Origin of the sequence: Methylobacterium sp. E-016, assembly GCF_022829745.1 — a bacterium.
Taxonomy (GTDB): Bacteria; Pseudomonadota; Alphaproteobacteria; order Rhizobiales; family Beijerinckiaceae; genus Methylobacterium.
In genome coordinates this window covers 63,965-71,206 of sequence record NZ_JAKSYF010000203.1, presented here as the reverse complement: position 1 = coordinate 71,206, position 7,242 = coordinate 63,965, and the positions used below count along the sequence as shown (strand labels likewise).

The 7,242-nt window shown below is 68.0% G+C and carries 7 protein-coding genes; 5 read left to right on the top strand and 2 right to left on the bottom strand.

The annotated features are described in order from the left end of the window. Nucleotides 1–137: NAD-dependent epimerase/dehydratase family protein (locus tag MKK68_RS28885; RefSeq protein ID WP_244028969.1), on the bottom strand; the 137-nt coding region annotated here is incomplete at its 3' end. A gap of 172 nt (nt 138–309) precedes the next feature. Beyond that, nucleotides 310–1,275 carry a glycosyltransferase family 2 protein gene (locus MKK68_RS28880; protein WP_244033667.1) on the bottom strand — a complete coding sequence of 322 codons (966 nt, stop codon included), beginning with the start codon at nt 1,273–1,275 and terminating at the stop codon, nt 310–312. 639 nt (nt 1,276–1,914) lie between these two features. Between MKK68_RS28880 and MKK68_RS28875 the strand changes: the two genes are divergently transcribed. The 5 genes from MKK68_RS28875 to MKK68_RS28855 all read left to right on the top strand — a co-directional run bounded on the left by MKK68_RS28875 (nt 1,915) and on the right by MKK68_RS28855 (nt 7,235). Further along, nucleotides 1,915–3,420 (top strand): ABC transporter substrate-binding protein, encoded by a 1,506-nt coding sequence (locus tag MKK68_RS28875; RefSeq protein ID WP_244033666.1) that lies wholly within the window; start codon nt 1,915–1,917, stop codon nt 3,418–3,420. Beyond that, complete coding sequence (locus MKK68_RS28870) at nt 3,420–4,364, top strand: ABC transporter permease (protein ID WP_147728789.1); 945 nt, start codon at nt 3,420–3,422, stop codon at nt 4,362–4,364. The genes MKK68_RS28875 and MKK68_RS28870 overlap by 1 nt, the downstream gene beginning before the upstream one ends. Nucleotides 4,365–4,450: 86 nt before the next feature. Then, the gene (locus MKK68_RS28865; RefSeq protein WP_243936178.1) at nt 4,451–5,284 is read left to right on the top strand and encodes an ABC transporter permease; all 834 of its coding nucleotides are present in this window, start codon (nt 4,451–4,453) and stop codon (nt 5,282–5,284) included. Between the two features lie 5 nt (nt 5,285–5,289). Then, nucleotides 5,290–6,321 (top strand): ABC transporter ATP-binding protein, encoded by a 1,032-nt coding sequence (locus tag MKK68_RS28860; protein ID WP_244033665.1) that lies wholly within the window; start codon nt 5,290–5,292, stop codon nt 6,319–6,321. Next, nucleotides 6,321–7,235 carry an ABC transporter ATP-binding protein gene (locus MKK68_RS28855; RefSeq protein WP_243935039.1) on the top strand — a complete coding sequence of 305 codons (915 nt, stop codon included), beginning with the start codon at nt 6,321–6,323 and terminating at the stop codon, nt 7,233–7,235. Before MKK68_RS28860 ends, MKK68_RS28855 begins: the two co-directional genes overlap by 1 nt. Nucleotides 7,236–7,242 lie beyond the last annotated feature (7 nt).

The window sequence follows — 7,242 nt, the reverse complement described above, 5'->3', positions numbered from 1 at the left end:
AGGGGCGCCAGCGACACCGGGTTGGCCGCGTAGGTCAGCGCGTCCAGCGTCAGCACGTCGTGGCCGAGGTCGCGCACCAGGTGGAGCACGAGGGCGGAGCCGATGAAGCCGCAGCCGCCGGTCACCAGGATGCGCATGTCGGCCTCCGTCAGCTGCTCCGACGCTTCAGGTGAAATAGCGCGTCGGCAGCACCGATTTCATCTTCGGTAGCTTGCACTGAGATATGAGTCTGAAATGACGCCGCGCGATGCGCAAAGAACAACGATGCATCATGATCCGGCGTCGTAGATTCTTATGACAAAGATTATCTCAAGCCGGTAGAATATGCTTGGGGGTCGATTTTCTGAGCAGGTATTTTCCCTTTTTCGTGATCGTTCGCACGACGTACTTTGACGGGTTGAGCGAAAGCGCTACGGCCAGGTTTTTCATGAACGGAAGCCAATTTCCGCTGCTGTAGTGCAGGGTCGCTATTCTGTAAGCGACAGCGGATCTCTTCAATCTCCAATTGCGGCATTTTTTCCAGATCGATTGCGAGCGAAGCATTTCCCTATATTGCTCCAAGCTTATTTCCGTGTTGCCGTTCAGGCGCCTGATCATGTTGAAATCGATGAAATCTCCGTTTTCGAAGATCTCGTTGATCCGCGTCGTCATGATGCTGCTATGCCGGCGATGCATCAAGACAGGCTCGGGCGACACGGCGATCTTGAAGCCCGCGGTCGCCATTCGCCCCCACAAGTCTCGATCATCGAGAAGATGGTTCCGATAGCCGCCCAAGCCGAGAACGACATCGCGCCGATACATCGCGGTCGGATGGATGATATTGACGATGAGGCCCGGGTCTTTTCTTGCAAGCCCACGTTCCATATCAATGGTCGGGACGCTCTTTCCGATGATCTTGTTGTCGACATCGATCATGTATGCTGCCGAGCTCAGAACGCTGACGTCCGGGTTTTCTTCCATGAATCGGATTTGCGATTTCAGCCTGTCCGGAAGCATGATGTCGTCGTCGTCCATGCAGGCAATCAGATGGTATTTCGCAAGCGACAGCCCCAAGTTCCTGGCGGCAGGACCGCCCCTGTTCGTCGGGTGACGCAACAAATGGATCCTCGCATCCTTCTTGGCGAGAGCCGCGAGGATCTCATGGGTCCCATCGGTCGACGCGTCATCGATGACGATCAGCTCGAAGTCCTCGTGGGATTGCGCCAACACGCTTCCGATGCACGCCTCTATGTACTTGGCGCGGTTATGGGTTGGCACTATGACTGTCACCGACATCGGTACCTCCGAGTCCGCATCTTCGAGCAGACGAAAGACAATCTAGAAAGAAATATGATCGCTCTATATTGCGTGACCATGAAATAAAGCAGATCAAGCTTTGCAATGGTTCACGTCGATCTTCCAGCCTGACGGTAGGCTGAATCCTCGACGAGATGACAGATTTTCAGGAGAGGCCGCGTACGCCTTTCGATCTAGCCCGAAGGGAACGGACGAGGAAACGGGTCGATCGAAGCGCTGCGATCCTGCGATCCGGCAAACCGCGTGCACCGATCCAGAGACCTCCCAAGGTCGTTTCCGGCCATTCTGGGTCGAAGGGCTTTCAGGGTCTTTGGGAGGGCGGCGGTGGCGGTCTCGTCGTGCCCGTGCGGCACGCAGATGCGGCAGCGCACCACGCGGAGGCGTCGACCGGAGCCTCGGAGCCTGTCGGTGGCGGCCGCCGTCTGGTCGACGAGGACGAGGCCGTGCGGATCGAGATCGATACGGCCTCCGATCGGCCGCCCGGAAACGACCGGCAACCGTCGGTGGCACGGATGGTGCCTGGAATGCGAAATGCCAGCTTGGGGTTGCCTGATCCCGTGCATCGGCCCACGCTCCGCTGATCCGCCTCGAAACTCTGGTCCGTCCCGGGAAGTCCTGATGTCGCGTCTGTCGGCCGCCTGCCTGATCGCGGGCCTGCTCGTCTCCCTGCCGCTCTCGTCCACGGTCCTCTCGGCGCAGACCCTGCGCTACGGCATGATGGAAGACCCCGACGCCCTCGATCCGACGCTGGCGCGGACGTTCGCCAGCCGCATGGTCTTCGCCGCGCTCTGCGACAAGCTCGTCGACATCGGGCTCGACCTGAAGCCGGTGCCGCAGCTCGCCACGCAATGGGAGCTTTCGCCCGACGAGAAGACCCTGACCATGCACCTGCGGCCGGGGGTGAGGTTCCATGACGGCGAGCCGCTGAACGCGGCGGCGGCCAAGTTCTCGATCGAGCGGCACCTCAAGATGCCGGGCTCGCAGCGCCGCGGCGAGATCGCGCCGATCGACACCGTCGAGGTGGTCGACGACCTGACCTTCAAGATCAACCTGAAGACGCCGTTCGCGCCGCTGATCGCCCAGTTCACGGATCGGGCCGGGATGATGGTCTCGCCCAAGGCCGCCGAGCGGCTCGGCGACAAGTTCTCGACGGCGCCGGTCTGCGCGGGCCCCTTCAGGTTCGTCGAGCGGGTGCCGCAGGACCGGATCGTGGTCGAGCGCTTTCCCGATTACTGGAACAAGGACCAGATCCAGATCCAGCGGATCGAGTTCCGCCCGATCCCCGATGCCACCGTGCGGCTGACCAACCTACGCGCCGGCCAGCTCGACCTGCTGGAGCGCCTGGCGCCGACCGACGTCCCCCAGGTCAGCCGCGACGCCAAGCTCGCGCTCGGATCGGTCTACGAGCTCGGCTTCCAGGAGATCCTGCTGAACCCCGCCAAGGCCGGCTCGCCGCTTGCCGACCCGAAGGTGCGCCAGGCGCTCGACCTGTCGATCGACCGCAACGCCCTCAACCAAGTGGTGTTCAACGGCGAGTTCCTGCCCGGCAACCAGTGGGTCTCGCCCAAGCACCCGAGCTACGTGACCGAATACCCGGTGCCCAAGCGCGACGTCGCCAAGGCGAAGGCCCTGCTCGCCGAGGCCGGGCAGCCGAAACCCCAGATCACGCTCTCGGTCTACGCCAACAGCGAGGCGCCGCAGGTCGGGCAGGTGATCCAGGCGATGGCCAGGGAGGCCGGCTTCGACATCCGGATCCAGGCCGCCGACTTCACCACGCTGCTCGACATGGCCGACAAGGGCAACTTCGAGGCCTACCTGTATTCCTGGTCCGGGCGACCGGACCCCGACGGCAACACCTTCAGCTTCCTCGGCTGCAAGACGCCGCTGAACTACAGCCGCTACTGCAACGCCGAGGCCGACGCGGCGCTCCAGGCCGAGCGCGGCACCGTCGACCCACAGAAGCGGCAGGCCGCCTGGAAGCAGCTTGCCGACCGGGTCCTGAACGACCGCCCGGGCCTCTACCTGCTGCACCGCAAGCTGCTCTGGGCCTACACCAAGAAGCTCTCGGGCTTCGTCGCCTACCCGGACGGGCTGGCGCGCTTCACCGGGCTCAAGCTGAACTGATGCTGCGCTTCCTCGCCCGCCGCCTGGCGCTCGCGGTCCCGACGCTCGTCCTCGCCTCGATGATCATCTTCGCCCTGCAGCAATTGCTGCCGGGCGACACCGCGACCGCGCTCTCCGGCGAGGAGCGCGACCCGGAGGTGATCGCGTTCATCCGCGAGAAGTATCACCTCGATCGGGCGCTCCCCGTCCGCTACGGCTACTGGGCGGCGGGCGTCCTGACCGGCGACCTCGGCGAGTCGATCCGCCTGCAGAAGCCGGTCTCGGAACTCGTCCTCGAGAAGCTGCCGGTGACGCTCGAGCTCGCCTGCCTCGCCATGCTGGTGGCCCTGGCCATCGGCGTGCCGATGGGCATCGTCTCGGCCGCCCGCCGCGGCACCTGGGCCGACACCTTGGCCAACGGCGTCGCGCTCTGGGGCCTGTCGATCCCGAACTTCTGGCTCGGCATCCTGATGATCCTGCTGTTCTCGGTGCAGCTCGGATGGCTACCGGCCTCCGGCTACGTCCCGCCCTCGGAGAGCCTATGGGAGAACCTCAAGGCGATGGCGATGCCGGCCTTCGTGCTCGGCAACGCGATCAGCGCGGTGATGATGCGCCACACCCGGGCGGCGATGCTCGGCGTGCTCGGCTCCGACTACGTCCGCACGGCCCGCGCCAAGGGCGTCTCGCCGCTGCGCCTGGTGCTGCGCCACGCGCTGCCCAACGCCGCGATCCCGATCATCACGCTGGGCGCCCTCGAGTTCGGGCAGCTCCTGTCCGGCGCGGTGCTCACCGAGCAGATCTTCTCGGTGCCGGGCTTCGGCAAGCTGATGGTCGACGCGGTGTTCAACCGCGACTTCGCCACCGTGCAGGGCGTCGTGATCTGCACCGCCGCCACCTATGTCGGCCTCAACCTCGCGGCGGATGTGCTGGCGGCCGTGGTCAACCCGAAGCTGAGGCGGGCATGAGCGGGATGGATCGCGACGCCGCCGCGCTGTTGCCGTCCCCCTCCGTGGCGGGGGGACGAGCGGTGCCCCTCCCGCGCGAGCCCGGCATGCTCGGCGCCTTCTGGCGCCGGCTGCGGGCGCGGCGGAGCGCGGTCGTCGGGCTCGCCATCGTCGTCGGGCTGGTGCTGATGGCGGCGTTCGCCGGATGGATCGCGCCCTACGACCCGACGGCGACCGATTGGGGCGCGGTGCGCGCCGCGCCGTCGCTGGCCCACCCGTTCGGCGGCGACGAGGTCGGGCGCGACGTGCTGGCCCGCATCGTCTACGGGGCGCGGGCCTCGCTCGGCGCCGGCCTCGTCTCGGTGGCGCTCGCGGTCTCGCTCGGCCTGCCGCTCGGGCTCGTCGCCGGCTATGCCGGCGGCTGGGTCGACGGCGCGATCATGCGGCTCACCGATGCGCTCCTGGCGATCCCGTTCCTGATCCTGGCGATCGCGCTCGCGGCCTTCCTCGGCCCGAGCCTGACCAACGCGATGGTGGCGATCGGCCTCTCGGCGACCTCGACCTTCGTCCGGCTCACCCGCGCGCAGGTCCAGGCGGTGGCGGCGGAGGAGTTCGTCGAGGCGGCGCGCTCGGTCGGCAACCCGCCCTGGCGGATCGCGCTGGTGCACATCCTGCCCAACATCGTGCCGGCGATCCTGGTCCAGGCGACGCTGACCATCGCCGCGGCGATCATCGCCGAGGCGAGCCTGTCCTTCCTCGGGCTCGGCCAGCAGCCCCCCGAGCCGAGCTGGGGCGCGATGCTCAACGTCGCCAAGAACTTCCTCGACCAGGCGCCGTGGATGGCGATCTGGCCCGGCCTGTCGATCTTCCTCGCCGTGCTCGGCTTCAACCTGCTCGGCGACGGGCTGCGAGACGCGCTGGATCCGCGGGGCCGCACATGAGCGACATGCCGCGTCTCGAAACGCCCCTGCTCGAGGTCCGCGACCTCGCCGTCGCCTTCGACACCGACGGCGGCGCGGTCCACGCCGTCAACGGCGTCTCGTACGCGCTCCGTGAGGGCGAGACGCTGGGCATCGTCGGCGAATCGGGCTCCGGCAAGAGCGTGCACGTGCTGGCCATGCTCGGCCTGATCCCGCGGCCGCCCGGCCGGATCACCGGCGGTCAGGTGCTGTTCCGGGGCCGCGACCTGCTCACCCTGCCCGAGAAGGCGCTCCGAAAAGTCCGCGGCGGCAAGATCGGGTTCGTGTTCCAGGACCCGATGAGCTCGCTCAACCCCGGCATGACCGTGGCGGCGCAGATCGTCGAGCCGCTGCGCATCCATCTCGGCCTCGACGCCCGCGCGGCGCGCCGGCGTGCGCGGGAGCTGCTCGACCTCGTCCGCATCCCGAACGCGGCCGGCCGCCTCGACCAGTACCCGCACGAGTTCTCCGGCGGCCAGCGCCAGCGCGTGATGATCGCCATCGGGATCGCCTGCCGCCCGAAGCTCCTCATCGCGGACGAGGCGACGACGGCGCTCGACGTCACGGTGCAGGCCGAGATCGTCGCCCTGGTGCAGGAGCTGAAGCGCGAGATCGGCATGGCGATCATCTGGATCACCCACGACCTCGGGGTGGTCGCCGGCATCAGCGACACGGTGCAGGTGATGTATGCCGGCCGCATCCTCGAGCGCGGGCCGGTGGACGACATCTTCGCCGACCCGCGCAGCGCCTACACCCTCGGCCTGCTGCGCTCGCTCCCCGACCTCACCCGCGGCCGGGCCGGGCGCGGGCGCCTGCGCCAGATCGAGGGCGCGCCGCCCGACATGCGCGCGCCCCCGCCCGGCGACCCGTTCGCGCCGCGCAACGCCTACGCCACCCCCCGCTGCCGCACCGAGGCGCCGCCGCTCGTCCAGGCCGCCGGCGCCGCGCCCGGCCACCTCGTCGCGGCCTGGTACGACCTTCCGGCGATCCTGGCGCGCGAAGCGGAGGAGGCACAGTGATGCGGGCCCCGGACTATCCGATCGTCTCGGTGCGCAACCTCTCGAAGCACTATCCCCTGCGCTCGTGGTGGGGCGGCAAGGCCTCGGTGTTCCGGGCGGTCGAGGACGTCAGCTTCGACATCCGCGCCGGCGAGACGCTGGGGCTCGTCGGCGAATCCGGCTCGGGCAAGTCGACCATCGGCCGTGCCGTGACGATGCTGAACCCGCCGACCGCGGGCACCGTCGCCTTCGAGGGCACGGACCTCGCCAAGCTCTCGCCGCGAGCGATGCGCGGCATGCGCGCCCGCATCCAGACCGTGTTCCAGGACCCCTACGCCGCGCTCAACCCGCGGATGAGCGTCGGCGACTACGTCTCCGAGGCGTTCAAGCTGCACCGGCCCGAGATGGGCCGGGCCGAGCGCCGCGCGGCGGTGGCCGGGCTGTTCGAGCGGGTCGGGCTGGAGCCGCGCTTCGCCGGGCGGTTCCCGCACCAGTTCTCCGGCGGCCAGCGCCAGCGCATCTGCATCGCCCGCGCCATCGCGCTCAAGCCGAGCTTCATCGTCGCCGACGAGCCGATCGCGGCGCTCGACGTCTCGATCCAGGCGCAGGTGGTCAACCTGCTGCAGGACCTGCAGGCCGAGCTCGGGCTGTCCTACCTGTTCATCTCTCACGACCTGCGCATGGTGCGCTATCTCTGCCACCGGGTCGCCGTGCTCTGGCGCGGCCGCATCGTCGAGCTGGCCGAGAGCGACGCGCTCTACGACGACCCGCGCCATCCCTACACGCGGCGCCTGCTCGGCGCCGTGCCGGTGCCCGACCCGGCCGCCGAGCGCGCCCGCCTCGCCGCGGAGCAGGCCCGGCCCGCCTCCCCCATCGCCGAGGGCGGCGACCTCGTCGAGGTCGCGCCCGGCCACTGGGTCGCCACGAGAAGCTGAGGATCGC